Annotated in this window: 27 protein-coding genes, 2 tRNA genes, 1 pseudogene and 1 riboswitch; of the genes and pseudogenes, 20 read left to right on the forward strand and 10 right to left on the reverse strand. The window is 58.6% G+C overall.

Annotated features, from left to right (window positions below):
- Window positions 1–35 precede the first annotated feature (35 nt).
- The 12 genes and pseudogenes from infC (at window position 36) to NH8B_RS06360 (ending at window position 8849) form a co-directional block, all read left to right on the forward strand.
- Window positions 36–560 (forward strand): translation initiation factor IF-3, encoded by a 525-nt coding sequence (gene infC / locus NH8B_RS06310; protein WP_008955136.1) that lies wholly within the window; start codon window positions 36–38, stop codon window positions 558–560.
- A gap of 152 nt (window positions 561–712) precedes the next feature.
- Window positions 713–910 (forward strand): 50S ribosomal protein L35, encoded by a 198-nt coding sequence (rpmI, locus tag NH8B_RS06315; protein WP_008955135.1) that lies wholly within the window; start codon window positions 713–715, stop codon window positions 908–910.
- A 12-nt stretch (window positions 911–922) separates the two neighbouring features.
- On the forward strand, window positions 923–1279 hold the full coding sequence (rplT, locus tag NH8B_RS06320; RefSeq protein ID WP_008955134.1) for a 50S ribosomal protein L20: 357 nt from the start codon (window positions 923–925) through the stop codon (window positions 1277–1279).
- A gap of 127 nt (window positions 1280–1406) precedes the next feature.
- Window positions 1407–2390, forward strand: a complete 984-nt coding sequence (gene pheS, locus NH8B_RS06325) for a phenylalanine--tRNA ligase subunit alpha (RefSeq protein ID WP_041702863.1) — start codon at window positions 1407–1409, stop codon at window positions 2388–2390.
- Between the two features lie 23 nt (window positions 2391–2413).
- The gene (gene pheT / locus NH8B_RS06330; RefSeq protein ID WP_014086536.1) at window positions 2414–4774 is read left to right on the forward strand and encodes a phenylalanine--tRNA ligase subunit beta; all 2361 of its coding nucleotides are present in this window, start codon (window positions 2414–2416) and stop codon (window positions 4772–4774) included.
- A gap of 92 nt (window positions 4775–4866) precedes the next feature.
- A complete protein-coding gene (locus NH8B_RS06335) occupies window positions 4867–5163 on the forward strand; it encodes an integration host factor subunit alpha (RefSeq protein WP_008955131.1) in 297 nt (98 codons plus the stop codon).
- The gene (locus NH8B_RS06340) at window positions 5150–5503 is read left to right on the forward strand and encodes a MerR family transcriptional regulator (RefSeq protein WP_008955130.1); all 354 of its coding nucleotides are present in this window, start codon (window positions 5150–5152) and stop codon (window positions 5501–5503) included. Before NH8B_RS06335 ends, NH8B_RS06340 begins: the two co-directional genes overlap by 14 nt.
- Before the next feature lie 30 nt (window positions 5504–5533).
- Window positions 5534–5610 (forward strand) — tRNA-Pro (locus tag NH8B_RS06345).
- A gap of 245 nt (window positions 5611–5855) precedes the next feature.
- A pseudogene (locus tag NH8B_RS21370) lies at window positions 5856–6005 on the forward strand (DUF1289 domain-containing protein); the annotation flags it as partial.
- A gap of 84 nt (window positions 6006–6089) precedes the next feature.
- Entirely contained in the window at window positions 6090–6305 is a 216-nt protein-coding gene (locus tag NH8B_RS21195; RefSeq protein WP_232503540.1) for a hypothetical protein, read from the forward strand.
- 15 nt (window positions 6306–6320) lie between these two features.
- Window positions 6321–6905, forward strand: coding sequence for a methyltransferase (locus tag NH8B_RS06355; protein WP_014086538.1), 585 nt, complete (start codon window positions 6321–6323; stop codon window positions 6903–6905).
- Window positions 6906–7043: 138 nt separating this feature from the next.
- Entirely contained in the window at window positions 7044–8849 is a 1806-nt protein-coding gene (locus NH8B_RS06360) for a methyl-accepting chemotaxis protein (RefSeq protein ID WP_014086539.1), read from the forward strand.
- 48 nt (window positions 8850–8897) lie between these two features.
- On the opposite strand, the gene NH8B_RS06365 is transcribed toward NH8B_RS06360, so the two are convergent.
- The 3 genes from NH8B_RS06365 to NH8B_RS06375 all read right to left on the reverse strand — a co-directional run bounded on the left by NH8B_RS06365 (window position 8898) and on the right by NH8B_RS06375 (window position 10561).
- On the reverse strand, window positions 8898–9461 hold the full coding sequence (locus NH8B_RS06365) for a TMEM165/GDT1 family protein (RefSeq protein WP_014086540.1): 564 nt from the start codon (window positions 9459–9461) through the stop codon (window positions 8898–8900).
- Between the two features lie 9 nt (window positions 9462–9470).
- A riboswitch (yybP-ykoY riboswitch) is annotated at window positions 9471–9649 on the reverse strand.
- Window positions 9650–9724: 75 nt separating this feature from the next.
- Complete coding sequence (gene mscL / locus NH8B_RS06370) at window positions 9725–10189, reverse strand: large-conductance mechanosensitive channel protein MscL (protein WP_008955125.1); 465 nt, start codon at window positions 10187–10189, stop codon at window positions 9725–9727.
- A gap of 296 nt (window positions 10190–10485) precedes the next feature.
- Window positions 10486–10561: transfer RNA gene (locus NH8B_RS06375), tRNA-Asn, on the reverse strand.
- A gap of 194 nt (window positions 10562–10755) precedes the next feature.
- On the opposite strand from NH8B_RS06375, the gene NH8B_RS20160 reads away from it, so the two are divergent.
- The 4 genes from NH8B_RS20160 (at window position 10756) to NH8B_RS06390 (ending at window position 14029) form a co-directional block, all read left to right on the forward strand.
- A complete protein-coding gene (locus NH8B_RS20160) occupies window positions 10756–11148 on the forward strand; it encodes a YgfZ/GcvT domain-containing protein (RefSeq protein WP_051002152.1) in 393 nt (130 codons plus the stop codon).
- A 7-nt stretch (window positions 11149–11155) separates the two neighbouring features.
- Window positions 11156–11734 carry a CAF17-like 4Fe-4S cluster assembly/insertion protein YgfZ gene (locus NH8B_RS20375; protein ID WP_014086543.1) on the forward strand — a complete coding sequence of 193 codons (579 nt, stop codon included), beginning with the start codon at window positions 11156–11158 and terminating at the stop codon, window positions 11732–11734.
- Between the two features lie 98 nt (window positions 11735–11832).
- Window positions 11833–12138 carry an H-NS histone family protein gene (locus NH8B_RS20380; RefSeq protein WP_008955123.1) on the forward strand — a complete coding sequence of 102 codons (306 nt, stop codon included), beginning with the start codon at window positions 11833–11835 and terminating at the stop codon, window positions 12136–12138.
- A gap of 184 nt (window positions 12139–12322) precedes the next feature.
- Window positions 12323–14029 (forward strand): hypothetical protein, encoded by a 1707-nt coding sequence (locus tag NH8B_RS06390; RefSeq protein ID WP_014086544.1) that lies wholly within the window; start codon window positions 12323–12325, stop codon window positions 14027–14029.
- Window positions 14030–14091: 62 nt separating this feature from the next.
- On the opposite strand, the gene NH8B_RS06395 is transcribed toward NH8B_RS06390, so the two are convergent.
- Window positions 14092–15222: a M14 family metallopeptidase gene (locus NH8B_RS06395; RefSeq protein WP_014086545.1), complete on the reverse strand. Its 1131-nt coding sequence runs from the start codon at window positions 15220–15222 to the stop codon at window positions 14092–14094.
- 165 nt (window positions 15223–15387) lie between these two features.
- Window positions 15388–15951: a phasin family protein gene (locus NH8B_RS06400; protein WP_008955119.1), complete on the reverse strand. Its 564-nt coding sequence runs from the start codon at window positions 15949–15951 to the stop codon at window positions 15388–15390.
- 177 nt (window positions 15952–16128) lie between these two features.
- Here NH8B_RS06400 and phaR point away from each other — a divergent pair, with 177 nt between their 5' ends.
- The 4 genes from phaR to NH8B_RS06420 all read left to right on the forward strand — a co-directional run bounded on the left by phaR (window position 16129) and on the right by NH8B_RS06420 (window position 21700).
- Window positions 16129–16695 carry a polyhydroxyalkanoate synthesis repressor PhaR gene (phaR, locus tag NH8B_RS06405; RefSeq protein ID WP_008955118.1) on the forward strand — a complete coding sequence of 189 codons (567 nt, stop codon included), beginning with the start codon at window positions 16129–16131 and terminating at the stop codon, window positions 16693–16695.
- Window positions 16696–16811: 116 nt separating this feature from the next.
- The gene (gene rimO / locus NH8B_RS06410; RefSeq protein WP_014086546.1) at window positions 16812–18131 is read left to right on the forward strand and encodes a 30S ribosomal protein S12 methylthiotransferase RimO; all 1320 of its coding nucleotides are present in this window, start codon (window positions 16812–16814) and stop codon (window positions 18129–18131) included.
- Between the two features lie 178 nt (window positions 18132–18309).
- The gene (locus NH8B_RS06415; RefSeq protein WP_014086547.1) at window positions 18310–20820 is read left to right on the forward strand and encodes an EAL domain-containing protein; all 2511 of its coding nucleotides are present in this window, start codon (window positions 18310–18312) and stop codon (window positions 20818–20820) included.
- Between the two features lie 55 nt (window positions 20821–20875).
- The gene (locus NH8B_RS06420; RefSeq protein ID WP_014086548.1) at window positions 20876–21700 is read left to right on the forward strand and encodes an AraC family transcriptional regulator; all 825 of its coding nucleotides are present in this window, start codon (window positions 20876–20878) and stop codon (window positions 21698–21700) included.
- Between the two features lie 11 nt (window positions 21701–21711).
- Here the strand turns inward: NH8B_RS06420 and NH8B_RS06425 are convergent, their stop codons facing one another.
- The 5 genes from NH8B_RS06425 to lolA all read right to left on the reverse strand — a co-directional run bounded on the left by NH8B_RS06425 (window position 21712) and on the right by lolA (window position 26154).
- Window positions 21712–22290, reverse strand: coding sequence for a LysE family translocator (locus NH8B_RS06425; RefSeq protein ID WP_014086549.1), 579 nt, complete (start codon window positions 22288–22290; stop codon window positions 21712–21714).
- Between the two features lie 148 nt (window positions 22291–22438).
- A complete protein-coding gene (serS, locus tag NH8B_RS06430) occupies window positions 22439–23725 on the reverse strand; it encodes a serine--tRNA ligase (RefSeq protein WP_008955555.1) in 1287 nt (428 codons plus the stop codon).
- A 9-nt stretch (window positions 23726–23734) separates the two neighbouring features.
- Window positions 23735–24208 carry a hypothetical protein gene (locus NH8B_RS06435; RefSeq protein ID WP_232503541.1) on the reverse strand — a complete coding sequence of 158 codons (474 nt, stop codon included), beginning with the start codon at window positions 24206–24208 and terminating at the stop codon, window positions 23735–23737.
- A gap of 16 nt (window positions 24209–24224) precedes the next feature.
- Window positions 24225–25544, reverse strand: coding sequence for a replication-associated recombination protein A (locus NH8B_RS06440; protein ID WP_014086550.1), 1320 nt, complete (start codon window positions 25542–25544; stop codon window positions 24225–24227).
- 4 nt (window positions 25545–25548) lie between these two features.
- The gene (gene lolA, locus NH8B_RS06445) at window positions 25549–26154 is read right to left on the reverse strand and encodes an outer membrane lipoprotein chaperone LolA (RefSeq protein WP_014086551.1); all 606 of its coding nucleotides are present in this window, start codon (window positions 26152–26154) and stop codon (window positions 25549–25551) included.
- Window positions 26155–26224: the final 70 nt, after the last annotated feature.

Here is a 26224-nt window from a genome sequence, read left to right on the forward strand (position 1 = left end):
GCGGTGTCGGGCTTGATGAACAATTAATAGGAGATTTGGCTATAGCTCAGGAACGTGAAGCACGGATCAACGGCGAAATTACTGCCCGCGAAATCCGTCTGGTAGGTAAGGAAGGCGAGCAGCTCGGCATCGTGAGTCTGCGTGAGGCAATGGCAGCGGCCGAGGAGTTGGACATCGATCTGGTCGAGATTTCTCCGACCGCTCAGCCGCCTGTCTGCAAGCTGATGGACTATGGCAAGTTCAAGTACGAGCAGTCCAAGAAGCGTCACGAAGCCAAGCTCAAACAGAAGCAGGTGCAGATCAAAGAGGTCAAGTTCCGTCCGGGTACCGATGACGGTGACTATGGCGTCAAGCTGCGCAATCTGGTTCGCTTCCTGAGCGACGGTGACAAGGCCAAGGTAACGCTGCGTTTCCGTGGTCGTGAAATGGCTCACCAGGATATCGGCCTGGCCCTGCTCAAGCGGGTCGAGGCGGATCTGGCAGAAGTAGGCACGGTCGAGCAGTTTCCGCGCCTGGAAGGTCGCCAGATGGTAATGATGATTGCCCCAAAAAAGAAATAATCGGGTATAATCAGCGGTTTGACACGGCAGGTTCGCCTGCCGTGTTGATTTTGTGGCGCTCCGGTGCTGCAACAAAAAGCGGGACGTTACGGTTTGCAAGCATCGAAAGATCACCGTGCGTCGGATCTAAAGAAATTCAGCAGGAGTTTTCCATGCCGAAGATGAAGACCAAGTCGAGCGCGAAAAAACGCCTCAACGTATTGGGTGGTGGTGGTGTAAAGCGCTCTATGGCGTTCAAGCGTCACATTCTGACCAAGAAAACCACCAAGAACAAACGCCAGCTGCGTGGCACCACCATGGTGGACGCGAGCAACATGGCGTCCGTTCGTGCAATGATGCCCTACGCTTAAGGAGTTTGATCAATGCCTCGTGTTAAACGCGGTGTAACCGCTCGCGCTCGTCACAAGAAAATCCTTGCTCTGGCGAAAGGCTATCGCGGCCGTCGCAAGAACGTCTATCGCATCGCCAAACAGGCGGTGATGAAAGCCGGTCAGTACGCTTACCGTGACCGTCGCCAGAAAAAGCGCCAGTTCCGCCAGCTGTGGATCGCTCGTATCAACGCCGGTGCACGTGAACTCGGCCTGTCCTACAGCAAGTTCATGAATGGTCTGAAAAAGGCTGCCATCGAAATCGACCGCAAGGTTCTGGCCGACCTGGCCGTGTTCGATAAGCCGGCTTTTGCCCAGATCGTTGAAAAAGCGAAAGCAAGCCTCGCTTAATCGCTGGACGATCAAAAGGGAGGCAGTGATGCCTCCCTTTTTTTTACATGCTTTTCGAGATGGCTGACCAGACCGCCTGATGACCATCCGGTCTGGCCAGCTTTCTTACGCATACGGTGTGAGCTACATGAACAATGTCGACACGATTCTCGAGTCGGGGCTGTCCGCGCTGGACGCGGTGCAGGATTTGGTGGAACTGGAGCAGGTCAAGGCGCGCTACCTTGGTAAAAGTGGCGAGCTGACTGAACTGCTCAAGCAATTGGGTAAGTTGCCTGGCGACGAGCGCAAGGCTGCCGGCGCGGCGATCAACGCTGCCAAGCAGGCCTTCGAGGCACGTCACAACGAGCGCCGCGACCTCATCAACGCAGACAAGCTGGCGCGCCAGCTGGCGGCCGAATCGCTGGACGTCACCTTGCCTGGGCGTGGTAGTTCCGTCGGTGGGCTGCATCCGGTGACGCTGACCCTGGAGCGCATTGCCACGCTGTTCCGCAGCTTGGGGTTCGAGGTGGCCGATGGTCCGGAAATCGAGACCGACTTCCATAACTTCCAGGCGCTGAACATCCCGGAAAATCACCCGGCGCGAGCCATGCAGGACACCTTCTACGTTGAAGGCGGTAACGTGCTGCGTACCCACACCTCGCCGATCCAGGTGCGTTACATGTTGAACAACGAGCCGCCGATCAAGATCGTGGCGCCGGGCCGTGTGTACCGTGTCGATTCCGATGCCACCCATTCGCCGATGTTCCACCAGATGGAAGGTCTATGGGTCGATCAGGACGTCAGCTTCGCCGACCTCAAGGCCACCGTCACCGACTTCCTGCGCCGCTTCTTCGAACGTGACGACCTGCAGGTGCGCTTCCGTCCCTCATTCTTCCCATTCACCGAGCCGTCGGCCGAGATCGACGTGCTGGGCGAGCGCGGCTGGCTCGAAGTCGGTGGCTGCGGCATGGTGCACCCGAACGTACTGAAGAACGTCAATATCGATCCGGAGAAATACACCGGCTTCGCCTTCGGTATTGGTCTCGACCGTTTCGCCATGCTGCGCTACGGGGTCAACGACCTGCGTCTGTTCTTCGAGAATGATCTCAACTTCCTCAAACAGTTCAACTGATCGCGGGCAGAGGAATACATACAATGCAATTTTCCGAACAATGGCTACGTAGCTGGGTCAATCCGTCCCTGAGCACCGACGAGCTTTCCTACCTGTTGACCATGGCCGGCCTGGAGGTCGAAGAAGTCAACGCAGCTGCGCCGGCCTTCAGCGGCGTGGTGATCGCCGAAGTCAAGGAGGTCGTCAAGCACGAGAATGCCGACCGTCTTCGCGTGACCAAAGTCGATGCCGGCACCGGCGAGCTGATCCAGATCGTCTGTGGTGCGCCGAACGTCGCTGTCGGCCTGAAAGTGCCGTGTGCCTTGCCGGGCGCTGTTCTGCCGGGCGATTTCAAGATCAAACCGACCAAGATGCGTGGTGTCGAGTCAGGTGGCATGCTGTGTTCCGGCAAGGAACTGGGTGTGCCAGACGACGCCGACGGCCTGCTGGTGCTGCCGGCCGATGCCCCGGTCGGCACGAGCATTCGCGACTACCTGACGCTGGACGACAGCCTGTTTACCCTCAAGATCACTCCGAACCGCGCCGATTGCCTGTCGATCAAGGGCCTGGCTCGTGAAGTGGCGGCACTGACCGACAGTGCCTTGCAGTCGATGGCTATCGCCCCGGTAGTGCCGGCGCACGACCAGACCGTGCCGGTACGTATCGACGCCCCGCAAGGCTGCGGCCGTTATATTGGCCGTGTGGTGAAAGGGGTCGATGCCGCTGCTCCGACGCCGGACTGGATGAAGCGCCGCCTGGAGCGCTCCGGTCTGCGCTCGATCTCGGCCATCGTCGACGTTACCAACTACATCCTGCTGGAACTCGGCCAGCCGATGCACGCCTTCGATCTCGCCAAGTTGGACGGCGCCATCAACGTGCGTATGGCTCGTGCCGGTGAAAAACTGGTTTGCCTGAACGAGCAGGAAGTCGAGCTGACCGAGAATCTGCTGGTGATCGCCGACGACGCCAAGCCGCTGGCCATCGCCGGCATCATGGGCGGTCTGGGGAGTGGTGTCACCACGGCTTCGCAGGATGTGTTCCTCGAGAGCGCATTTTTCGCTCCGGAAATGATTGCCGGCAAGGCGCGCGAGCTGGGCTTCGGTTCCGATTCGTCCTACCGTTTCGAACGTGGCGTCGACTTCCTGCAGCAACGTGATGCCATCGAGCGTGCCACCGCGCTGATCGTCGAAATCTGTGGTGGTGAAGCCGGGCCACTGACGGAGTCGCAGGGCCAGTTGCCCCAGCGTCCGGCCGTGACGGTGCGCAGTGCGCGCGTCAACAAGGTGCTCGGGCTGGATCTGCCCCCCGACTCCATCGCCGGCATCTTCTCCCGCTTGGGGTTGAGCTTCGATACCACCGCCGACGGATTTGCCGTCGCGGCCCCTGCGTTCCGTTTCGACATCGAAATCGAAGAAGATCTGATCGAGGAGGTTGCCCGCGTCTACGGCTACGACGAGGTACCGTCCGATGCCCCGCGCTCGCGCATGAAGATGCTGCCGCTGCCGGAAACGCGCCGGCCGCGTGAGTCGATCCGTCAGCAGCTGGCGGCACGCGATTACCAGGAAGTCGTCACTTACGCCTTTGTCGACGAGCGCTGGGAGCGCGACTTCGCGGGCAATCCTGACCCCGTCAAGCTGATCAACCCGATCGCGGCCCAGATGAGCGTAATGCGCTCGACCCTCTTGGGAGGCTTGGTCGATGTGCTGGTCGGCAACGTCAACCGCAAGCAGCCGCGCGTCCGCGTATTCGAAGTGGCCCGGACTTTCCACAAATCGGCCGAAGGCTTCAATCAGCCGGAAAAGATCGCCGGCCTTGCCTGGGGTTCTCGTCTCCCTGAGCAGTGGGGGGCCAAGACCGAGCGGGTGGATTTCTTCGACGTCAAAGCCGACGTGGAGGCATTGCTTCATCCACATCCGGTCGAGTTCCGCAAGGCGACTCACCCGGCCTGCCATCCCGGTCGTTGTGCCGACATCTTCCTGGCCGGTCAGTTGGTCGGGGTGATTGGCGAACTGCATCCGCAATGGGTACAACAGTACGATCTGTCTTCCGCGCCTGTGGTCTTTGAGCTGGAATACGCTGTCGTGGAAGCTCAGCGCCACGTCAAGGCAGCTCCCGTCAGTAAGTTCCAGCCGGTACGCCGGGACCTGGCGCTGGTGGTGGACGAGCAGGTAGAAGTTGGCGCCATGCTGACCAGTTTCCGTCAGGCGGCAACCGAGATCGTCAGGGAAGTGGCGCTGTTCGACGTTTACCGCGGCAAAGGCGTGCCGGAGGGCAAAAAGAGCCTGGCGTTCCGTGTCGTGTTGCAGGATCAGACCAAGACGCTGACCGATGCCGAGGTCGAGACGGTGGTGAGCCGCCTGCTGGACGCCGTGTCGGCCAATCATGGGGCGACCTTGCGCCTCTGACCGGGCAGGTCGGAGGTGTTGGCGTGCTTCCGTGCGTGCTTGCAGCGGAAGCCGCTTTGTTTTATTTTTGTTTGGTATGTTAAGGGGTAATCATGACTTTGACGAAAGCGGAGTTGGCCGACCTGCTGTTTGACAAGGTGGGTCTGAACAAGCGTGAAGCCAAGGACATGGTCGAATCTTTCTTCGAAGAGATCCGCCAAGCGCTGGAATCCGGTGACAGTGTAAAACTGTCCGGCTTCGGCAATTTCCAGCTGCGTGACAAGCCTCAACGGCCGGGGCGTAACCCGAAGACCGGCGAGGAAATTCCTATCACCGCCCGCCGCGTGGTCACTTTCCATGCAAGCCAGAAACTCAAGGGAATGGTTGAGCAACATCATGCCAATAACTGAGGCAGAACTGCCGCCGATTCCGCCAAAGCGTTATTTTACGATTGGCGAAGTCAGTGAACTGACCGGTGTCAAACCGCATGTGCTGCGTTACTGGGAGCAGGAATTTTCCCAGCTGCGCCAAGTCAAGCGGCGCGGTAACCGTCGCTACTACCAGCATCATGAGGTTTTGCTGGTGCGCCGCATCCGCGGTCTGCTCTACGACGATGGTTTCACCATTCACGGTGCAAGGCTGCGTCTGGGGCAAGAAGCTGCAGGCCCCGTGCCGCTGACTGCCCAGGCTGTCCGGGCCGAGTTGCAGTCGATTCTCGAATGGTTGAACGGTGGTATTGGCAAGTCGTAATAATCCATTTATAATGCGTCTCTCTTGAGTCGGGGTGTGGCGCAGCCTGGTAGCGCATCTGCATGGGGTGCAGAGGGTCGGAGGTTCGAATCCTCTCACCCCGACCAACCAAAAAGTGTTGAACATCAAGAACGTCTGACCCGGTGCCTACCGGGTTTTTTATTGCCTATAGAATTCCTGGTGGCGCTTTGCACGGCTTCTCCTGCCGTCCATTGGCTTCATCGATTCTGACGCCGTCACTTCGCCTCTTTTTCTTCGACCGGTTTTCGGTTTCTTCTACGCTAGTCGCATAGACGATCGCGGCTGGCTGCTTTAGTCTATCAACGCTCTTATCAGGTTATGGCTGTTCACTATGTCTGAATCTGCTGACTCGCCCTGTATTGCCCATTGCTCAACGGCCCTTGGTGATAATGTCTGCCGAGGTTGTTTCAGAACGTTCATGGAGGTGGCTCAATGGAGCGCTTTGGCTCCGGATGGTAAACGTTCTGTCTGGGGGCGATTGCCGCTTCGCCGCCGCCTGGCTGATTGGGCTCGCCTGCTGGGGGAGGGGTGGGATCTGCAGGAGGTCGATGGCGAGGAGTGGGCGATGACCTGGTACGAAGGATTTACCAAACTGCTGTTCCGTTTTGAGTCGGATGGATCGCTGCGTATGAATCTGCCTGACAGTGCCTTGGCCGCACATTTGGCCGGTAAGGCTGATGCAGCCCTCCTGGGAGAGGCTAGGGCTTGGCTGGCGGATTCTGCCCAATGGCTTGGCAGCGGGGCAGATCCGGCAAAGAGCGGAAATAAGCTCCAAGGCTAAAACAAGGAAGTCGCGATGAAACAGAATTGTGCCGAACCCGATTTCTGGGACGTCCGTTATGCATCGGGGGTCACCCCGTGGGATACCGCCGATATTCCTTCGGCATTCCAGGTATTTGCTGAGGCCAGGCCTGAGGGCTGCAGGGTGCTGGTTCCGGGGTGTGGAAGCGCTCACGAGGTCAAGCTGCTGCTTGAGCATGGCTTTGAGGTTGATGCGATTGATTTCAGTGCGGAGGCCGTAGCTCGTGCGAGAGCGAGCCTTGGTGCCCGTGCCGATTGCGTCCAGCAAGCCGATTTTTTCTTGCTGCCGGAACGTCAGGATTACGATTGGATATACGAGCGAGCCTTTTTTTGTGCTTTGCCTCTGGCTAGCAGGGAGGCATATGCACGGAAAATGGCTACCCTGCTTCACCCCGGCGGTGTTCTTGCCGGCTTTTTCTTCCTGGGGGATAACCTGAAGGGCCCTCCTTTCGGTTCGACATTGCAGGAATTGCAGCAATGGCTTTTGCCATGGTTTGACCTGCTTGACATGAGTCGGGTGGAGAAGACGCTTCCCGTGTTTGCTGGTCGCGAACATTGGCTGGCATGGCGGCGACGTTGAGGAGGTTCTGAGCCTGTTTGACAGAAATCAACAATGACGGCTCGGCCATCTGGTCATTTTTCTCATTTCAGGTGAGAATCGACTTCAGCTTTTAAAGAAAAAATAAAGGCCAGTGGCACATTACTTGGGAGACAGCAGATGGAGTGGTTCTGGAGTATGTACTCTTGGACGGAAAAAACGTTCTGGAACAGCCTGACCAAGAAGCTGTGCAGCTTCTTCTTTATCAGTGCCTTTCAGTTGGGGATGGTGGGCTATATCTACTCTGTCCTTGAGGATATCCGGGCCATTCACAAGAGCCATACGGTTTCCGCCGAGATTCTGGCGCTGGTGGAAGCGCGTATCGACAGTGCCATTTTGTGGACCCTGATCTTGTGGGGCATCTGCCTGGTCTTTATTGCTTTCATGGTCTGGTACCTGCGCTATCTGATCGTCCGTCCCCTGAAAATGACTATTTCGATCTTCAACGAAATCGGTGCGGGAGAGGGGGATTTGTCGCGGGAAATTCCGACTATCACCTACGACGAAATCCGCGAGCTTTCCATATCCTATAATCGGTTTCTGACCAAGATGAGAGAAATCATCAGCAACGTCAGGCTGATGACGGTCAGGATCGCCATGGATTCTGCCCGTACACGCAAGAATATCCACGAATCGCTGGAAAGCGCCCGCCAGCAAGACGATTTTGCCACCAAGGTCTGCGACGCCAGCAACCAGACTACCTCGGGCATCAATCAAGTCACCGAGCAGACCCAGGCTATTTCCTCTACGACACTCAGCAATCTTGACGTTGCCCGGGTGTCTTTTGATGAGCTGAAGTCCGTGGCTGATCGTATCTACGACATTAGCACCAAGGTTGGCCATTTCAATCAGACTGTCGAGTATTTGAGCCAGCGCTCGGCCAGCATCAAGACTATCGTTGAGCTTATCAAGGAAATTTCCGACCAGACCAATCTGCTGGCGCTCAATGCCGCAATCGAGGCTGCCCGTGCCGGCGAATCCGGCCGCGGATTCGCCGTGGTTGCTGATGAAGTGCGCAAGTTGGCCGAAAGAGTGAAAACAGCAACCGACGAGATTTCCGGGAATATTGACGGCATGCTCAGTCTGGTGGCGGAAACGCAGGCGGAAACCAACGAAATCAGCAGCGATACCCAATTGGCCAGAGAAGTAGTGTCGAAAGCCTCTCAGCAGTTCGGCAGGATGATGGGCGACTTCGAGCAGACTGCAGGTAGCCTGCGCGGCATTGCCGACACGATGGAAACATTTGCAGAAACCAATCGTGAAGTGAATCTGCATGTGGCACAGATTCACGAGTTAAGTCAGAACGTGTCAGAGCGCCTGCTGCACACGGAGGGGGTGGCTGATGTGCTCTCGAGTGCCGCCGAGCAGGTGCAGGACCTGGTCTCGCGCTTCATCATTGGCGAGGGCGTGTTTGATAAGGCGCTGAACAACGCCCGGCAAACCCGGGATGAATTGCAGACGGTATTGAGCCGCTTGGCTGGTGACGGGGTCAATCTGTTCGATCAGCAGTATCGCCCCATTCCAGGGGTTATCCCACCCAAATACCATACCAGCTACGATAATAAGCTGGAGTCTCTGTTGCAGCCCATTTATGACCGTGCTGTCCAGGATTCCAAAGGTGGTCGCTTCTGCGTGATGGTGGACAGCAACGGCTATGCTCCGACGCACAATAGCTTCTATTCTCGTCCGTTGACGGGTGACCCTGAAAAAGACTTGGTCGCGAGCCGCGACAAGCGAATGTTCAACGATAAGGCGGGCTTACGCTCTGCCCGAAATACGCAGCCGATGCTGCTGCAGACTTATGTGCGCGATACAGGTGAGGTGCTATCCGAAATCGCCCTGCCGGTTATGGTCCAAGGGCGGCACTGGGGGGCGTTGCGGTTGGGCTTCGATCCTAACGACATGCTGTCAGCCACGAATTGCTGAAGCAATCTTAAAACCCGCCAAAAAGGGAGGCCAAGCCTCCCTTTCTTGTTATTGCAGCGGGAGTAGCAGCGTTATGATGCCCAGAGCGGCAAACAGAATGGCTGCCGCACCATGCACTGCACGTGTTGGAATTTTGCGTGCAACCATATCGCCAAAGAGGACGGCGGGCACATTGGCTAGCAACATCCCTATCGTGGTACCCGCCACCACACTGGCCAATGCATCGAAACGGGCTGCCAGGGCGACGGTGGCAATCTGGGTCTTGTCGCCCATTTCTGCGAGGAAGAAGGCAATGAAGGTGGCGCCGAAAATTCCGATCCGTTCAAAAAAACGGGTGTCTCCATCGATTTTATCCGGGATCATTATCCAGGCTGCCATGCCGATGAAGGAGGCGCTCAGAATCCAGCGCATTACCTCCGTACCGACATGGTTGGTGATCCACTGGCCGAGCATGGCGGCTGCAGCATGGTTAAAAAGTGTTGCAATCAAGATGCCCAGGATGATGGGTATGGGTTTGCGGTAGCGGGCCGCGAGCAGGAGGGCGAGAAGCTGGGTTTTATCGCCGATTTCGGCGAGGGCGACGACACCCGTAGAGAGAAGCAGGGCTTCCATAAAGGCTCCAAGGGGCTGCGAAGAACGCCATGACCGATCTGCACTGCAGCCCCTGCTGAAAGTGCAAACCTGTCATGAGTCTTGCCAAACCTTTACGGCCGCGCGTGCCATGGTGTTAAAACCAAGTATGTTGACACGCGCCAATGCGTTGGCGCATTGAGGCTACTCCCCCAGAACGGAGCCGATTTTACGTCAACCGCGCGTGGTCCGCAAATGAGGGAGTATGCCCCGCTCGTTTGGTGGGGAGCATAGGGTATCTGTCTCTAGGCGCCTAGTTGGGATGTGCAGTGAGGGCAGCGCGAGGCTTTGCTGGGAATGCTGGAGAAGCAATAAGGGCAGTCTTTGACAGGGGCTGGCTCTGCCGCTGCGGGAACCTCCTCCTTTTTGAGGCGGTTGATCGATTTGACCAGCATGAAAATGGCGAAGGCGACGATGCCGAAGCTGACCAGTGCATTGATAAATAAGCCGATGTTGAGAGTAATGGCCCCTGCCGACTTGGCGGCGGCCACTGAGACATAGGGCCCGGCTTGTTTGCTGCCTTCTTTCAGAACGAAAAAGAAATTGGAGAAATCGACGTTGCCCAGAATCAGCCCAATGGGAGGCATGATGACGTCGTCAACGAGGGATTTCACGATGGCTCCAAATGCGCCGCCAATAACCACGCCAATGGCAAGGTCAATGACATTACCTCTCATTGCAAATTCTTTAAATTCTTGGATAAGACGCATGGTTGGCTCCGGTGGTGGGTTTATGGTTTGGTGTTAAGTGCTAAATAGTGGCTGTAATCAACTATAGTGGATATCGCCTGGGTGAGGGCAAGGACATGATCTATGGGTATTGGCATGCATTGCATGCCATTCTGATGTACTGGTATGGGGGAATATAGCGTTACTGCAACAACATGGGTAGGGGCTGCGGGCGACCTTATATTGCGTGCTTGGCAAGGGATACGTAGATGGCGTGGCTTGGTGTTAGTTGCAAGAAAGACAAAAAGCCGCACAAGGAATGTGCGGCTTTTCTGAATTGGCTCCCCGAGCAGGGCTCGAACCTGCGACCTGCGGATTAACAGTCCGTCGCTCTACCAACTGAGCTATCAGGGAATTGATGGATGGGTATAATATATTCTTAATTGTCGTTTGTCAAGTCTGAATTGCATGGTGCTCAACGGTGGTGCCAATGCTTGATAAGTGACGCGAGGACCCAATCTATCATGCTACAGAGTTCATGGATTTGAGGCGCAGTCGGTCGATGAATCGATCCGTCTCAACAGCAATCAGAAACGGAAGGGAATGTGATGAGTGGATTAAGTGCAGATGTAGCTGACGATTTCGAGCAGCAGCTTGAAGCCGTGTGTAATGGCAATGCTCAGTGTTCTATGGCACATTTTTCCATTATTCGGGTAAGTGGCCGTGATGCACAAAGCTTTCTCCAGGGGCAGTTGTCGAGTGACTTGCGCGAGGTCTCCGAGTCGCGTAGCCAGTACAGTAGTTATTCCAATGCCAAGGGTAGGGTTTTGGGGAACTTTCTGATTTGGCAATTTCGTGGCGATTATTTCTTGCTGGTTTCGGCCGATATTGACGCAGCGTTATGCCGCCGCCTGAGCATGTTTGTACTGCGCTCCGAAGTGAAGCTTGAGGTGCTGACCGAGCCGTGGCTCCTGGCCGGGGTAAAGGGGGGGGGGCGCTGAGGCAGTTTTGAAGGATGTTTTTACTGAGGTGCCAGCGCAGCCGCACGATGTGATCGCCAACGAGTCAGGAGCAATAATCCGTTTGCCCGCAGGTAATCTGCTGCTGTCCTATGATGCATCTGCTTCTGGATCCATTAAAAGCCGTCTTGAGCAAGCATGCCGACAGGTAGGGGTTGAGGCATGGTCGCTTTTGGATATTGCCGCAGGCGTCCCGTGGGTCACGAGACCTACCCAGGAGCAGTTTGTTCCCCAAATGATCAATATGGATGTGCTGGGTGGAATCAGCTTTAAGAAAGGCTGCTACCCTGGCCAGGAAATTGTTGCCAGAACTCAGTATCTTGGAAAGGTAAAAAGACGCCTGTTCCGCGTCGAATTGCCGGTGAAAGCGAGTCCCGGGGATTCCTTGTATAGCCCGGCAACGGGCGATCAAGCTATAGGCATGATCGTAAACACTGGATGTGACCAGCATGGTGCGCTAGTAGCTCTTGCTGTGGCTCAGCTCGCAGGTTGGGAAACTGGCCTCTTTCTAGAAAAGGAATATAAAAATGCCCTTAAGAATCTCGGCCTGCCTTATGTCATCGACTAAGCCGGAATCGCCGAGTTGATGATTTTCAAATTAGACTTGACCCCATCCTTGGGTTATGACTAAATTGAAATATATTTTCAAACTAGCGAGATGACTAAATGGAACTTTCCAATCTGAGCTTTGCTGATCTGCTTTCCCTCAAGAGCGATCTGGAAAACGAGATTAAGCGGCGTGAGCACGAAGAAAAAGCCAAAGCTAAAAAACAGATTGTGGAACTTGCTCGTGCGTACGGGTTGAGCGTGGAAGAGGTGCTGGGCAAAGTGGGTCCGGCGCGCAAGCCGGTGGAAGCCAAGTACTGCCACCCGCAAAACCCTGAGCTGACCTGGACTGGTCGTGGCCGCAAACCCCTGTGGGTACAGGAACTGCTCGCCGCCGGTAAGAACCTCGAGGATTTGGCGATCTGACGATTGCGGTTCTTCAGTCAGGATCAAAAAAAGCATCCCTAGGAGGATGCTTTTTTCGTTTTACTTGCCAGTGCCGCTTGCATGTTGGGAGCGATCCTGCGGATACTGTGAAGATGTTGGGATGGCGTGATTTATGCGTAAATTGTTGTGTTATCTATAAAAAGTTATTAAGACAGGCGGCACCATGTTGGATTTTTTCTTGCGCGGCTCAAAGAGGAAGATCGATCCGCTAAGCAATGCAACTTCTGCCAAGGAGTGGGTTGAATCGCTGAAGCAGGAGTACGGTTCCGCATCCCACGACAAGGTGTTGGAAGCTGTCGCTGAGCTTAATCGCAATGGCGCGGTGTCGTCTGCAGATACGCTAGAGGCCGTCTTGGCGCTTAACCGGGAAACGGCCCAGTTTCATTACCAATTGGGTATTCAGTACCTGATGAACATCAGAATGCCCAAGGTTCTGGAAGCGCAGTTACGGGGACAGATTCTGGGGTATGGCCGCGAATTTCTCGATGCTTACCGACAGGTCCTGAGTCCGTCCTTTTCCGGTGAGGATGAGCGCCGTATCTATGCCATGCTGCCCTTGGTGCTGGCACGCATGATGCATTATTTCTGTGAGGCAGCCAGATGGTCGTTCTTTCAAGGCGTCTCGCCTGGGGACAGTTTCTGGCTGAACGTCAATCACGTCTACCGCTTTGCTGAGGAGCGAGGACTGGAGTCGGCGCCGGTATTCCTTTTCGGCGAGCATGACGAGGGTACGACCGTACAGGATCAGTTTCTCATCCTGCAGATGCTGGCCTTGCTTTCCAGTGGTAACTTGGCCCCACGGCAGCTCAATTTTTGCTACGAATTACTGCGCCTGATCTCGAACCGGATGGCCTTGGTTCGCGAGTTTTCCCCCGACCTTAGTTTTGCCGTGGTGCTGGATGAAGGGCATCCTGCCTCGCGTTGCATGGGAACGTTTGGCTCTGGGTTTTACCGTTATTGGAGCACGGCCGAGGTTAGCGAAATACTGCATGGCTGGCTGGCGGTGCTTGAAACAGGGCATATGCCGACAGAACTGGCCCGTCTTGCCGAGCCTGGTGTGGATGCTGCTCTTTTCCGCGTCTTGTGCCGCGAGTGGGCGGCCAAGCCTGTTCGCATTCAACGCGCGGAGCGGGTTGCCGTCAGTGACCGTAAAATCGAGGTGGTGCATCGGCTTGGGGCATTGCATCGTCTGATTCGCCAGCCCGATGAACAGAAACTGCAGACGGCCGCGGCGCTGCCTAAAGACAACTTCAGTTCGGCGTCTGATCTGCGGGTTTATGGTTTTGTCACCAGCCGGCGTAAGGATAAGGCACTCCCGGCGGTTTCTGTGCGGCCTGAGGAAACCCCTTTGGCCAAGGAGGTTTTCAACCAGTGGGAAATTGAAAACATCAGTCAGACCGGGCTGGGGGTTTCGCTGGATGCGGTCGGGAATGAATGGGTCAGTCTGGGGGAGTTGCTGGGTTACAAGGAAGGCGAGGGGGCCGCTTGGAGCGTGGGTATTGTGCGGCGTATCCGCCGGCTGCACCGGGAGAAGATCTTTCTCGGGATCGAAACCCTGACCGATCGCCCGGTGGCGGCTGCGCTGAGGGGGATGGATGTCAAGGCGGTGGACCCGCGGACCATGCCGGAGCATGTTTGGCAGGGGGGGGTAATCGCCCTGTTCGTGCCCTTGACTCGGAATGAGCGCAGCATCAATACGCTCATTGTGCCGGTTGCCTCGTACATGTTGGGCAAACAGTATTACATGAGTGCTAGAGGCAAGTTCTTCCAGATTGCCTTGGGGAAGGTGCTGGAAAAGGGGCGTGACTGGTATTTGGTCGAAATCGAGTTGGTAAAGGCGCTGGAGGGAATGCCATCGGCCGCGCCGTGAGCGATGTACCGCCCCCAAGCAAAACGGCCGCTAAGCGGCCGTTTTGCTTGGGGGCGGATCGTTCAGGCGCGCAGCTTGTTGATTACCGCGTAAATGGGGGTGAGTGCGGCTTCGCCCAGCCGCTGGCTGCGTTGACCGTTCCAGCCGTAATCGTCGTCCGGCAGGTTGGCGTTGTCCTTGAACGGCATCTCAAGCGTGTAGGCGAGGCACTGGAACTGGTTGCCGACCCAGTTGGTAGCCCAGGAAAGATCGGCACTACCGGGGGGGCTTTTTTCGTAGCCGTGTTCGTCCTGGAAGTCGGGAGAGGCGAGTTTCAGGTGGTGCTTGAAGGTTTCTTCCAGGGCGCGGATGCGATCGTTGTAGCTGGGTACGCCCTCGGTCCCGGCGACAAAGACGAAGGGAATGTTCTCGTCGCCATGGATGTCGAGGAACAGATCGACGCCGGTCTCGAGCATTTTCTGACGTACGACGAAGACTTCCGGGCTGGTTTCCAGCGAGGGATTCAGCCATTCGCGGTTCAGGTTGGAGCCGGCTGCGTTGGTGCGCAGATTTCCCAAGACGGAACCGTCGGGGTTCATGTTCGGCACCACGTAGAAGGTGGCGTGGTCGAGCAGCATGCGGGATGTCGGGTCGATCGGGTCGAGCAGGCGGTTGAGGAAGCCTTCGACAAACCATTCCGCCATGGTCTCGCCGGGGTGCTGGCGTGCCGTGATCCAAATCTTGAGGTCGGATTCGACTTCATGGCCGATGGTCAGCAGGTTGATGTCCCGCCCCTGCACGGTCGAGCCCAGGTCGGAGACCTGGCAGAGGCCGGAGCCTTGTGCCTGTCCGATGAGGTTCAGATGCTGGTCGTAAGAGTAAGGTTCGAAGTAGGCGTAATAAACGCTGTTGGCCAGCGGTACGTGCTCGATGGTCAGTACGCTGCCATCGTAGCTGGTCGGCACCCGAAACCAGTTGATGCGATCGTACGATGCCATGGCGTGATAGTCGACCCAGCCTTCGGGGTAGGCGCACTCGGACGCATTCAGGAAGCGCAGGTTGCAGGTTTGGTACGCGGCCCCTTGCAGGCGGAAGTAGAACCACTGGGCAAAGTGCGAGGCATTATCGTTCGGAATGCGAAGCTGGATGTCTTCAAAGCCGTTCATCGAGACAACTTCGATACTGCCGGCGTCAAAATTGCTACTGATCTTCATGCGCTACCCTGTTTCTATGTGGGCTCGTAAAAGCCGAATTGTAAACCCGTGTGGGAAATTGGGCACCTGATGTGTGGTGAATGAGGCGGGCAGCGTGTCTGGGCGTGCAACAATGAAAAAGGCCATACCTGTACAGGTATGGCCTTTTGCCGCTGAGGTCAGCGATCAGGACGCGCTGGTGCTGCTGGCGCGCTTGGTGGTGGCCTTGACGGCGTCAGCGGTGGCGCTGCTGGCCGCCTTCACGCTGGTTTCGGCAAATTCGTTTACTTGCTGTGCTGCCTTGGTGAAGCTGTTGATAGCTGCTGCTGCGGCGGCAACCGAGGTTTTGACGGCGTTGACCGTGACTTCGGAACCGGCCGGAGCGTTCTTGGCGATGTCTTCGATGACGTTGATCAGCGACTTGTTCAGGGTGCCCAGGTTTTCTTCAGCCAGCTTGGCCAGTTCGCCTTGAGCCTGGGTGACGATTTCGTAGACATTGCGGGAGTTGGTGACTGCTTGTTCTACCGATTCGGTAGCCAGCTTGTTGATGCGGGCGACGGCTTCTTGCGGATCTTTGGCGCCAGCGAGGTCTTGGGCGACTTTGATGTTGTCTTCGAGAGACTGTTTGGAAACTTCGAGGTTGAATTTCACCAGCTTTTCGGTGCTATCCAGCGAAATCTGGGCGAAACGCAGCGCGGTTTCGACGCCGCCCAGCGAAAACTTACTGAACTGCTCGTTGGTAGTGAACATGGTTTATGACCCTCTCCGTGGTGTGTTGTACGGTGTGAACTGCGTTGTGCAATGCACAATATACTCGCAAAATTTAGCATGCTGCTCAATGCAGTGGCTAGAAGATTTGCTCTATGTTGTTGCATTTATGATAAATTGTTCGCACACAACACCACGACAATGAACTGGGAGTGTTACATGAGTGTTGAGAAGCGGGTCATTAAAAAGTATCCAAATCGCCGGTTATACGACACGGCGACGAGTTCTTACATTACCTTGGGGGACGTTAAGCAGCTGGTTCATGACAATATCGACATCCAGGTGGTTGACGCCAAGACCCAGGATGACATTACCCGCAGCGTACTGCTTCAGATCATTTTTGAAGAGGAAAACGGTGGCGCCCCGATGTTCAGTTACGAGGTGCTGACGCAGTTTATCCGTTTCTACGGGCAGGCCATGCAGGGCATGATGGGGCCGTTCCTGGAGAAAAATCTGCAGCTCTTTACGCAGCTGCAGCAAAAGATGCAGGAACAGACGCGGGCGATGTATGGCGATAACGCCATGTTCAACGCCAACCTGTGGGGCGAGTTCATGAAGATGCAGGGCCCGGCCATGCAGAACATGATGTCGAGCTATCTGGAGCAGAGCACCGGCATGTATCTGGAAATGCAGAACCGTATGCAGGAACAGACCAAGCAGCTGTTCACAGGCTTTGGCTTTCCCGCCTATCCGCCTGCCGACAAGGACAAAGAAGGCAAGTCCTGATCGGTTCGCCGATATCGCCGTTTTTCTTATAGAATCAGCATGTTGTCAGCCGGGTGTCGTTCACGTGACCCCGGCTTTCTCTGTTCTTTCAATAAGATTCAGGGTCTTACTAACGTATGGCCCACTCCGCACCCAAAGTCGGCTTCGTCTCGCTCGGCTGTCCCAAGGCCTTGGTTGATTCCGAGCAGATTCTTACCCGCCTTCGCGCCGAAGGCTACGATATTTCCCCCTCCTACGATGGCGCCGACCTGGTTGTGGTCAATCCCTGTGACTTCATCGATTCGGCCGTTACCGAGTCGTTGGATGCGATCGGCGGAGCCTTGACGGAAAACGGCAAGGTCATCGTGACGGGTTGCCTGGGGGCGAAAGGGGAGGTGGTACGTGACGTGCATCCTTCTGTGCTGGCGGTGACCGGCCCGCGCGCCATCGACGACGAAGTGATGGGGCATGTGTATGCCCACTTGCCCAAACCGCACGACCCGTTCGTCGACTTGGTGCCGGCGGCAGGCATCAAGCTCACGCCCAAGCATTACGCCTATCTGAAGATTTCCGAGGGCTGTAATCACCGCGCCACCTTTTGCATCATTCCGTCAATGAGGGGCGATCTGGATTCCCGCCCAATTCATGACGTGCTACGCGAGGCGGAGAATCTGGCGAAGTCCGGCGTCAAGGAACTGCTGGTGATTTCGCAGGGCACCAGTGCCTACGGTGTCGACGTCAAATACAAGACGGGCTTCCACAACGGTCGGCCGGTGCGTACCCGCATGACGGTGCTGTGCGAGGAATTGGGGCGTCACGGTATCTGGGTGCGTCTGCATTATGTCTACCCGTATCCGCACGTCGACGAAGTCATTCCGCTGATGCGCGACGGCAAGATCCTGCCTTACCTCGATATCCCGTTCCAGCACGCCAGCCAGCGCATCCTCAAACTGATGAAGCGGCCCGCCAACAGCGAGAACGTACTGGCGCGTATCAAGAAGTGGCGCGAGATCTGCCCGGATCTGGTGATCCGCAGCACCTTCATCGTCGGCTTCCCCGGCGAGACCGAGGAGGAGTTCGAGGAGCTGCTGGCGTTGCTGAGTGAAGCCCTGCTCGATCGCGTCGGCTGTTTCACCTATTCTCCGGTGGCGGGCGCCGCCGCCAACGATTTGCCTGATCCCGTGCCGGAGGAGGTGAAGGAGGTCCGCAAGGAGCGCTTCATGGAGGTGCAGGCCGAGATCAGTGCCGCCCGTCTGGCGCGCCGTGTAGGCCAGTGCATGACGGTGCTGGTCGACGAGATCGATGAGCAAGGGGCGGTCTGCCGCAGCTATGCCGATGCCCCCGAGATGGATGGCATGGTTTTCGTGGCCGATGCCGATGGCCTGCAGGTGGGGGATTTCGTCGAGGTGGAGATCACCGCCTCGGATGAGCATGATCTGTGGGCAGAGCGGGTGTAACGCGCGCCACGGCATGATCGGATGGGCGCCCCTGCATTTGCGGTGGCGCTTTTTTCATGGTGGGGACTGATTTATATCAGGGAATGCGCAGAAAGCATTTGGCATCAAGTCGCGCTGTTATGGAATGCATGTATATTCGACGAGGTATTAGTCAACGAATGTTTAGGATCAGCCAGACATGTCGCCGTTGCTGCAACCCGTCGATCACATCCTGCTCCCCGAGATACTGAGTTGCCCACCAACCACCTCGGTCTACGAGGCTGCCCGCCTGATGATGGAGTCTCACTGCGGTTCCATCATCGTGATGGACGAGGCGGGAACCGCCCTCGGAATCTGGACCGAGACCGATGCGCTGAATCTGGATTTTTCGATGACGACCGAGGCGGATGGCACTCCGGTGGCGAAGGTGATGAGTTCCCCGGTGCGTACGCTCCAGAGCGGTACGTCGATTCATGATGCGACCGGGTTTTTCCGCCGCCATGGCATCCGCCATGCCCTGGTGGAACGGGATGGCCGCTATCTTGGCCTACTGTCCCTGACCGATATCGTGCTCAACCAGGGGACGGAGTCGTTTCTCGGGCTGAAGCGGCTGGAGGAGCTGGGGTGCCGGCCGGCCTGCGTGCTGGGGGCCGAGCTCGGGCTGAAGGATGCGGTGAAGGTGATGCGACAGGGGGCGGTGGATGCCGTTGGGGTGTGCTTCGCCGATGGTGAACTGGGCATTCTGACTCGGCGCGATGTGGTGCGCTTGCTGGCGCAGGGCGAGTGCGAGCATGCATTGGGGGCGGTGTGCTCGCGGCCGATGTTGACCATGGCCGAAAATACCAGCCTGCTGCATGCCCGTCGCCTAATGTTGCAGCACAAGATCCGCCACTTGGGGGTGTGCGGGGCGGACGGCGGGCTCAAATTCATCCTCGGCTTCGGCGATATTCTCCACAACATTGAGCATGAGTGCCTGCTGGAACTGCAGGGGGCGCTCAACGAGCGCGACCAGGCCTTGCTGCTGTCGCGGCAGAGTCTGCTGCTGGCGGACAAGGTGTTCGAGTCCACGCTTGAGGGGATTGCCATCACCGATGGAGCCGGCATCATTCAGTCGGTCAACCCGGCTTTCGAGCGCATCACCGGTTACTCGGCCCAAGAGAGCGTCGGCAAGACGCCTGCCTTGCTGAAGTCGGGCAAGCAGCCGCCGGAGTTTTACGAGCATCTGTGGCACAGCCTGAAGCGTGACGGTGTATGGCAGGGGGAGGTGATCAACCGGCGCAAGAACGGTCTGCTCTATACCGAGCATCTGAGCATTACCGGCATTCGCGGCGACAACGGCGAGTATGCTCATTACGTCGCGGTGTTCTCTGACATTACCCAGCGCAAGCAAGCTGAGGAGCGGTTGCACTTTCTCGCCAACCACGACGCGCTGACCGGGCTGCCCAACCGCACCCTGTTCCTGGAGCGGCTGGAGGCGGGGGTGGAGCAGGCGCGCGAGTTCGGACAGCGCATGGCGTTGTTGTTTATCGACCTGGACCGTTTCAAGCTGGTCAACGATACCCTGGGGCACCATGCCGGTGACGAGTTGCTGGTGTGGATCGCCGAGGAAATGAGGAAGGTGGCGCCGCCGCTGGCGATGGTGGCGCGTCTCTCCGGCGACGAGTTCACCTTGCTGATGCCGGCCGTGGATAGCGTGCAGCAGGTGGCGAGCCGCGCCCAGAGCGTGCTGGACGCGATTGCCGGAGAAACCGTGGTGGCCGGGCAGGAGGTATTCGTGTCGGCCAGCATCGGCATCAGCATGTTCCCTGAGGATGGGGCCAGTGCGGACGTCTTGCTGGTCAACGCCGATACGGCGATGTACCGTGCCAAGGAGCGCGGCAAGAGCAATTTCCAGTTCTATACCCCGGATATGAATGCCAGTGCGCTGGAGCGCTTGCGGCTGGAATACAGCCTGCACAAGGCGCTGGCACAGGATGAGTTGGAGGTCTGGTATCAGCCCAAGGTCGAACTGGCGACCGGTCGGCTCGACGGTGCCGAGGCGCTGATCCGCTGGCGCCATCCCGAACTGGGGCTGGTGTCGCCGGCGCGTTTCATTCCGATTGCCGAGGACAGCTCGCTGATCGTGCCGATCGGTGAATGGGTGCTGAAGACCGCCTGCAGGCAGGTGCGGGAGTGGCGTGAGCGCAGGCTGTTTGGCGGGCGCGTGGCGGTCAACGTGTCCGGACGCCAGCTCAAGTTCGCCGGCGTGGTCGAGCTGGTCGAGCGCACGCTGGAAGAATGCGGCCTGCCCAGCTCTGCGCTCGAGCTGGAGATCACCGAGAGCGTGGCGATGGACGAGGATAGCGGCATGGTCGAGGTGCTGCGCCGGCTGTACGAGCTGGGCGTGTACCTGTCCATCGACGACTTCGGGACGGGGTATTCCTCTCTGTCCTACCTCAAGCGCCTGCCAGTTCAGGGGCTGAAGATCGACCAGTCGTTCGTCGCCGACCTGCATCAGAACCGGGACGATGCGGCAATCACACAGGCGATCATTTCCATCGCGCGCAGTCTGGGACTGGGGCTGGTGGCGGAGGGGGTGGAACTGGACGAGCAGCGGCGTTACCTGGTGGAGCAGGGCTGCGGCACGGGTCAGGGCTACCTGTTCAGCCGGCCATTGCCGGCGGCGGAGTTCGAGGCTTTGCTGGAGAGGGAATATCTGGCGGGGGGCTGACGCCTGATACTGCCGGGTTGGATTTGAGCGGGGTGCGGCGTGCTATCATGTTGGCATGAGTTCCGATGCCAAGCCTTTGTTCTGGCGCGACCCGGCGCTGCCTTTTCTGGAGTTGCGCACCATCCAGGATGGCCGCCAGGTGTGCTATGCGCGCCACTCCCACGAGCATTTTTCCATTGGCGCCATCACTGGCGGATGCAGCACGTACCTGAATGAACAGGCAAGCCATGCCGTGGGCCGTGGCGATGTGGTGTTGATGAACCCGGGCGAGGTGCATGCCTGCAATCCCATTGCGGACCAGCCGTGGTCCTATCACATGCTGTACGTGGATACCGTCTGGCTGGCAGGCTTGCAAAGGGAGTTGGGCCTGGGTACCAATCAGGATTTCCATCCCTTCCAGTCTCGCCTGAGCCAGGATGCCCGACTGTATCGGCGGCTGGGGAGGCTGGTGGCGCTCTGTCGTGATGGCGCATCCACGGCGTTGCAGAAGCAGGGCGAGGCGGTGGAGTTCTTCAGTTCGGTGCAGTCCATCCTGCAGCCGGCGGGCCGGAACGAGAGCGAGCCCCATGACAGGCTGCAACAGGCAGCGGACTATATCAATGACCATTATGCGGCGGAACTGAGTTTGCAGGACATCTGTTCCGCGGCCTCCTTGTCTTCTTCCTACCTGATCCGCGCTTTTCGCCAGCGTTATCACATGACGCCGCACGAGTATCTGCTGAACTGTCGCATTCAACGTGGCAAGACGCTGCTGCGAAGAGGTCATCGGATCGCCGACGTGGCGCAGTCATTGGGTTTCGCCGATCAGGCGCATTTTCAGCGTGTTTTCAAACGGCTGGTGGCCGCCACGCCCGGACAGTATTGCCAGGCGCGGCGCTAAGCAGGGGGTGTCTACAACAGATACAGCGTGCTCCCTGCCAGCAGTAGGGCCAGCAGGCGGTTGAACAGGCGCATGCGTGCAGGGTGGCGCAGCAGGTGTTGCAGCCGGGCCCCGGCGTAGGCCCAGCAGGCGATCGACAGGTAGCAGATGACGAAGTAGATGGCGGCAAACTGCCAGATCAGTGAGTGGTTGCCGTCGCTGGCGTAGGCTCCCATCCCGGCTAGGGCAGCCAACCAGGCTTTCGGGTTCAGCCACTGCATGATGGCGCCGTGACGGAAGGAGGGTCGGCGTTGCTGGTTCTGGCCCAGTTCCCCGTTATCACTGGCCAGTTTCCAGGCCAGATACAGCAGGAAGGCGATCCCGCCCCATTGCAGGAGTCGGCTTGCGGCGGGCCAGCCGGCCAGCAATTCATTCAGCCCCAGCCCCGTTAGCAACAGGAGTACGGTAAAGCCGACGGTCGCGCCGCTGACATGGCGCAAACTGGCCGTGAAGCCGTGACTGGCTCCGCTGCCGAGGGCAACGATATTGACCGGGCCGGGCGAGATGGAGGCGGCGAGCGCGAAGGCGGCCATGGAGAGTAGAACTTGCATGATGACCTCGTGAGTGGGAAACACCCGGTCGAGGATAGGGGGCCCGCATCGGGCAGTATTGAAGAAAATTACCCTGCTTGCCGTCACCTATGGCGCAAAAAAACCGGGATGCTCGATCCCGGTTTCGCGTTCTTGATGGCGATGTCGATCAGCCGCCGATTTTTTCCTTGCCGCCGAGATAGGGGCGCAGTACGGTCGGAACGGTCACGGAACCATCGGCGTTCTGGTAGTTTTCCAGTACTGCCACCAGCGTGCGGCCGACGGCGAGGCCGGAGCCGTTAAGGGTGTGTACCAGCTGGTTCTTGCCGTTCTCATCCTTGAAACGGGCCTGCATGCGGCGCGCCTGGAAGGCTTCGCAGTTGGAGCAGCTGGAGATCTCGCGGTAGGTGTTTTGTGCCGGCAGCCAGACTTCCAGGTCGTAGGTCTTGGCGGCGCCGAAGCCCATGTCGCCGGTACACAGCGTGATCACGCGATAGGGCAGTTCCAACGCCTTGAGGATGGCTTCGGCGTGGCCGACCATTTCTTCCAGCGCGTCGTACGATTTTTCCGGATGCACCACCTGCACCATTTCCACCTTGTCGAACTGGTGCTGGCGGATCATGCCGCGGGTGTCGCGGCCGTAGGAACCGGCCTCGGAACGGAAGCAGGGCGAGTGTGCGGTCATTTTGACCGGCAGTTCGTCGAGCTTGAGGATGCTTTCGCGCACGGTGTTGGTCAGGGTGATTTCCGAGGTGGAAATCAGGTACTGGTCGACCGCGCCCTCCTCGCCGCCGCGCGTCACCTTGAACATGTCCTCGGCGAACTTGGGCAGCTGGCCGGTGCCGAACAGCACGCTGTCGTTGACGATGTACGGGGTGTACATCTCGGTGTAGCCGTGCTGGTTGGTGTGGGTGTTGAGCATGAACTGCGCCAGGGCGCGGTGCAGCTGGGCGATCTCGCCGCGCAGCACGGTGAAGCGGGCACCGGAGAGCTTGGCACCGGTTTCGAAGTCGAGCCCCAGCGGGCTGCCGACGTCGACGTGGTCCTTGGCTTCGAACTCGAACGAGCGCGGTACGCCGACGCGGCGTACTTCGACGTTGGCGCTTTCGTCCTTGCCCTGCGGCACCGATGCGTGCGGCAGGTTGGGGATGGTCATCAGCCAGTGCTCCAGCTTCTGTTGCACGGCTTCGAAGGCGGCTTCGGCGGCTTTCAGCTCGTCGCCCAGGGTGGCCACTTCGGCCATGATGGCGGAGACGTCTTCTCCTTTGCGCTTGGCTTCGCCGATCTGCTTGGAGGTGGCGTTGCGGCGGGCCTGCAGTTCCTGCATGCGGGTCTGCAGCGCTTTGCGCTCGTTCTCGAGTTGGCCGAAGGCGTCGGTGTCCAGCTGGTAGCCACGGGCGGCCAGGCGCTCGGCGACGGTTTCCGGCTGGCTGCGAAGGAGTTGAATGTCTAGCATGGTGTTGGTCTATTTGATGTTGATGATCTGAAGCTGGCGGTCGGTGATGAGCCAGATCTTTTCAAAAGGACTATCCTGGAAGTCCTTGTTGCGTAAGTAATTTTCCCAGTCGCGGTGCATGACGCGCGTGTTGGCGTTGCGGATCAAGAGCCAGCAGGGCTTGACGGTGTAGGAGGCGAATTTGTCATTCTTGTCCTTGATGGCCCGGTCGAGCTGCTGGAAGATTTCTTTCATCAGTGCCGGCTGCTGCAAGGCGAGCAGCACGGCCGTCTTATCCTTGTGCCAACCGTTGATTATGGCAGCATCGTGGGTGCTGCCATAGATGTGCGTCACTTCCAGACCGATTTTTTGCGCCGGCTCGCCGTTCTGCCGGCGCAGAATGGAGAAGTCGGGAGATTCGCGGTGCGGGCCGAGCAGGTAATGGCCGGGGCGCGACAGGCGGTTGAGCACAGCGATCAGCCGCTTGGCGGCGAAGTGCTCCAACCTGACCTTGTGCCCGTCATGATCGTGATGGTGCTTTTGTTTCTTCATCCAGTTGCCTGAGAAACCGCAGTTTTTCCTGAATCTTGCCTTCCAGCCCGCGTTCCACCGGCTCGTACCAGCGGCTGTCTTCGATCCCCTCCGGCAGGTAGGTTTCACCGGCGGCGTAGGCGTGCGGTTCGTCGTGGGCGTAGCGGTAGGCGTGCCCGTATCCCAGCTCCTTCATCAACCTGGTCGGCGCGTTGCGCAGGTGCACCGGCACCGGGCGCGAGATGTCCTGGCGGATGAAGGCGCGCGCCTCATTATACGCCTTGTAGCCGGCGTTGCTCTTGGGGGCCACGGCGAGGTAGATCGCGGCCTGGGCCAGCGCCAGTTCGCCTTCGGGGCTGCCGAGCCGCTCGTAGGTGTCGGCGGCGTCGAGCGCGATGCGCGCGGCGCGCGGGTCGGCCAGCCCGATGTCTTCCCATGCCATGCGCACCAGGCGGCGCGCCAGGTAGCGTGGGTCGGCGCCGCCGTCGAGCATGCGCGTCAGCCAGTACAGCGCTCCGTCCGGATTGGAGCCGCGCACCGACTTGTGCAGCGCCGAGATCTGGTCGTAGAAGGCGTCGCCGCCCTTGTCGAAGCGGCGCGCGTTGACGGTGAGCACTTCGGCCAGGAAGTCGGCGTCGATGTGCTCGACGTGGCGGGCGCCGGCGGCGGTGCGGGTCTGCTCCAGCAGGTTGAGGAAGCGGCGGGCGTCGCCGTCGGCGTAGCCGCTCAGCGTCGCCAGGGCGCTGTTGTCGAAGGTCAGGCCGGGCAGGGCGCCGCTGGCGACGGCGCGCGCGAACAGCGCCTTGAAGTCATCGTCGGTGAGGGCATTGAGCACGTACACCTGGGCGCGCGACAGCAGCGCCGAGTTGACCTCGAACGAGGGGTTCTCGGTGGTGGCGCCGATGAAGGTCAGCAGGCCCGATTCGACGTAGGGCAGGAAGGCGTCCTGCTGGCTCTTGTTGAAGCGGTGCACTTCGTCGACGAACAGGATGGTGTGGCGACCGTCACGCTGCAGCACCGCCTGCGCCCGGTCGACGGCCTCGCGGATGTCCTTGACGCCGGAGAACACCGCCGACAGCGGGATGAACTCGGCGTCGAAGCTGTGCGCCAGGATGCGTGCCAGCGTGGTCTTGCCGACGCCGGGCGGGCCCCACAGGATCATCGAGTGCGGGGTTTTCGACTCCACCGCCAGGCGCAGCGGCTTGCCCGGGCCGATCAGGTGCGGCTGGCCGATGACCTCGTCGAGCGAGGTGGGGCGCAGCGCTTCGGCCAACGGTTTTTTCGGTTCGCGGGCAAACAGGTCGGTCACGGTCTCAGTCCGAAATCACGTCCACGCCCTTGGGCGGGGTGAAGGTGAAGCGCGACGGCGCCAGCACCGGGTTCTTTTTCATGTCGGCGAAGCGGATCAGCGTGGTGTTGCCGAAGCTATCGTGCAGTTCCATGGTGACCAGCGTGTTGGCGCGAAAGCCCATGCGGATCGACTGGAAGGTGTTCTCGCTCTTCTTCGGCGCGGCGCTGAGCCATTCGATGCCGTCCTGGGTGCCGGCTTCCTTCAGGTGATAGTCACGCTCGATGGCGTTGCTGCCGGCCAGCAGCGCGGCCGGGCTGGAGCCCAGCGCGGCGTCCAGCGACTTGCTGGTGACCTGGGCCAGTTCCTTGTCGTAAATCCACAGCCGCTTGCTGTCGCCGACGATGAGCTGTTCGTAGGGCTTGGCGTATTCCCAGCGGAACTTGCCGGGACGGGAGATTTCCAGCTGGCCGCTGGCCTCTTCGCGCTTGCCCTTGGCGCTGACCACCTGCGAGAAGCTGGCCGACAGAGTCTTGCTGCCGGCGACGAAGGCCTTCAGCTGGGCGATGGCGGCGGCGTGGGCGGGCAGGGCGAACGCGGCGGCGAGGATGATCGGTAAGAGCTTCTTCATGGAATCCTTTTCTACGCCTCAGCCGTTTGGGGCTCAAGGAATAAATCGTCACGGACGTTCCCTGGCCGGT

The organism is Pseudogulbenkiania sp. NH8B (assembly GCF_000283535.1).
Lineage (GTDB): Bacteria > Pseudomonadota > Gammaproteobacteria > Burkholderiales > Chromobacteriaceae > Pseudogulbenkiania > Pseudogulbenkiania ferrooxidans.